Annotated in this window: 2 protein-coding genes; one reads left to right on the top strand and one right to left on the bottom strand. The window is 66.1% G+C overall.

The annotated features are described in order from the left end of the window. Positions 1-96 precede the first annotated feature (96 nt). Positions 97-510 carry a DUF523 domain-containing protein gene (locus tag AB0I10_RS40815; protein WP_363157802.1) on the top strand — a complete coding sequence of 138 codons (414 nt, stop codon included), beginning with the start codon at positions 97-99 and terminating at the stop codon, positions 508-510. Between the two features lie 1,214 nt (positions 511-1,724). Here AB0I10_RS40815 and AB0I10_RS40810 read toward each other — a convergent pair. Then, complete coding sequence (locus tag AB0I10_RS40810; protein ID WP_363157801.1) at positions 1,725-2,291, bottom strand: hypothetical protein; 567 nt, start codon at positions 2,289-2,291, stop codon at positions 1,725-1,727. Between the last annotated feature and the right edge of the window lie 827 nt (positions 2,292-3,118).

Here is a 3,118-nt window from a genome sequence, read left to right as displayed (position 1 = left end):
CCCAAGCTTGGTCACACGATGGGTGGGGAGATCAACTGAGCAGGTTTGGCCCACCGCAGATCAGGGGGTGGGGAGATTCAAAGAGCCCTATCAGGGGTGCCATGCCGCTTCGACGGGCGGCACAAGGCGTCGTCGGAGATCGAGGAGGCAGTGACCGGTCGCGACGTCGTCTCCTTCTGCCCCGAGGTTGCGGGTGGGCTCGCGACGCCGCGGCGGCCCGCGGAGCTGGTGGGCGGCGACGGGCATGACGTGCTCGACGGGACGGCGCGGGTAGTTGAGGACACTGGGCGTGAGGTGACAGCGGAGTTTGTGGACGGAGCGCGGCGCGCACTCGCGGCGGCGCGGCACGGAGGCTGCACGGAGGCACTGTTGATGCCGCGCAGCCCGTCGTGCGGGCGGGGTGTGGTGTATGACGGGTCGTTCGCCGGGGAACTGGTGCCGGGAGACGGGGTGACGGCGGCGCTGCTTGAGCGGAATGGGATCGCCGTGCGGCCCGCACCCGGAGTATGAAGTCACCGTACGCGGACGACCGACCGGGCCACGGGCCTTGGCCATATCCATGACTTGGCGAACGCGTTTGCGGCCTCCTTACTGACCTTGTCTTTGTCTTTGTCTTTGTGTACGGCCGCGGACGGCGCGCTGATCCTTTCCCTCAGGTCGTAGTTGAAGTGAAGGCTGAGGTTGGCGGTTTCGGTGCGGCCATCGACGTTTACCCGGAACGCGCCCCTCCTGCCGGACGTCCTCGGACTCGGTTTCACCGGCGGTGCGGGGCTCTGTGAGGGCGGTGATGTGCTGGGCTATGGCCTGGGTTTGTCGGGCCGTGGTGCGCATGAAGATCGCGAAGGGAACAGCGAATCCGCGCTCATTGAGCAGCGGCTGTGTCGGTGGATGGTGAGCAATCGGCGGTTCTCCGCGATCGGGGTCGGTGACAGCGAGTGTGAACTGTCCATGGATCGGGGTCGGTGACAGCGAGTGAGCTGTCCATGGTCGTATGGAACGCCGTTTTCCTAACCGGCTTCATCGGCTATGTGGGGAGTCGGCTGATGTGCTCCGCGCCGGGATGGCGAGAACTGGCATCGCGCCTTATGAGGACATTCACCGTTGGGCAAGTGCGGCCTACGATGCGAGTGGGGAGATGGCCGGCATACCGGCCGCCGGGGTGGTGAGTCGGGAGGGGGCTGCGGCGATGAGCACGCCTCGCCGACCTGTCTCGTTCGTACGTCGTGCGCTTTGCCGGCTTGGGATCCACGCGTACCGACGCGTTTTGGCTGATGAGATCAGTGGCACTTCCCAACCGTGCCTTCACGAGTGGCGGTGTGCGTGCTGCGATCGGCTCCAGCGGTCCGGTGTGCTGCACGAGTATGGGCGCGAGGAATCGAGGGATCAATCGTGCTGGAGGGTTGTGGCTTGCGTTCGTTGCGGACATGAATTCGGGTGGGTCCGGCACACGAACGACCTCGTAGCAGTGGACGGCCTCCCCATGGCGCAGCGGCCGGGCTATGTCACCTCGTACCGAAGGGCCACGCCCTGCGACTTCGCACAGATCTGTCGGCGATGCGGCGAGACAAACAGCGAGGTCGTCACCGAGCACGACTGGGATAACCCTTGGTGGGGCGGCAGGTGCCGGCGATGCGGCCAGCGGTGGGTCGACGACGGGGACTGACCGGCCGGGCCGCCGGGAAGCCCACCGGCGCGTGAGCCTGCTGCCGCTGCCGCTGCCGGTCTCAGGTGCGGGTCGGCGGCGATTCTTCCGCCCGGCCCTGTAGGAGACGCGGGATGCTCGGCGCGCCCGCGCGAGTCATTCCGATAGACGTGAACGTCGTCGCTGCCGCCGTGGCGGCGGCAGTGAACGTGACAACCAGCCAGACACCCCCGACCGGGGCGTTCATCTGCGGCTGGGCGAACCCTCCGGGCGCCGTGTACACCACGAGCCGGTCGCCTGCCTCCGCGCCGGCGGGGCAGGCCTTGCCCAGCGGGATGAAGTCCGACTCCCTGAGGTTCCGTTCGAGTTCGGTACCGTCGAGCCGCTCCAGCGAGCACTCCCACCAGACTCCGGTGACTTTCCCCGTCGGCGCGTTTCTCTCATGCCTGACGGTGTCTGTGACGACGGTCTCCAGGGGCTTGGCCCACATGTCGAGCACGGCCTGGTCGAGAAAGGTCAGCAACCCCACGGCCAGCAGAAACTCCACGAGTGCGGCCGCCCCGAAGTGCTTAGGACCAAGGTGGATGAAACACGTGGAGATCACTGCGAACCCCAAGCCGAGGAGCAACAGCGTCGCGACAGCGGCCACCGCCGGGTGAGGCCACCATGCGGGAACGAGCACCACCGCGGCCACGGCCAGTCCGCACGTCAGCACTGAAGCGGTGACCCCCATCAGCGCACCGGCCACCCACAACCGCGGTCTCCCGCTCACCGCCACCTCCCCTACCGCTCAGGCGTCCTCTGCGCTTTCATTCCCAGCCTGTGTGCGGTCCGACCCACGTGCGAGCGACTATCCCATGTCGTACCGACCCGCGTAGGAAGCCCGAGCACGACCCGCTCCGGAAGATCGCAAGAACCTGGGAACTGACAACTACTGAACGCTACTACTGGTCGTGATCACCCGGATGTGCTCGGACGGCGCTTGTGATCACGCGGAATTGCTCATGAAACCGCGGATCCTAGAACGGGCGGTGCAGGGTCCGCGACTTCGTGAGCACTGGCTCCTGTGGAAACATCGGAATCCGGGCACAGTGAGCGGTGTCGGTGTCGGTGTCGGTGTCGGTGGCGGTGGCAGTGGCGGTGTCGGTGGATGTTGAGCAATCGGTGGTTCTCCACGATCGAGTCGGTGACAGACGGTGAGGCATCAAGAGCCGCGGTGAACGCCGGTTTCGCTGACCGGGGTTCACCGGCTATGTAGAGAGCCGGCGGGTGCGCTCGCGGGCCGGGGTGCCCAGCACAGAGTTCGCCCCCGCTGCGCCGACAGTGGAGTTCTCGAATTCGCCTCGCCCTAGGGTCTGTCCGATGGGTCATGGTCGGAAAGGCCCTAAGGCGTGTTTGAGATGTGGTCAGAGTGTTTGCCGTATCAGGGTGAGTTGGATGGTGGCTTCGTAGCGGACGGCGAGCTTGTCGAAGCGT

This window comes from Streptomyces sp. NPDC050636, assembly GCF_040654775.1.
GTDB lineage: Bacteria > Actinomycetota > Actinomycetes > Streptomycetales > Streptomycetaceae > Streptomyces.
Note: the sequence above shows the minus strand (reverse complement) of the source record. Positions and strands in the feature narration are given on the sequence as shown.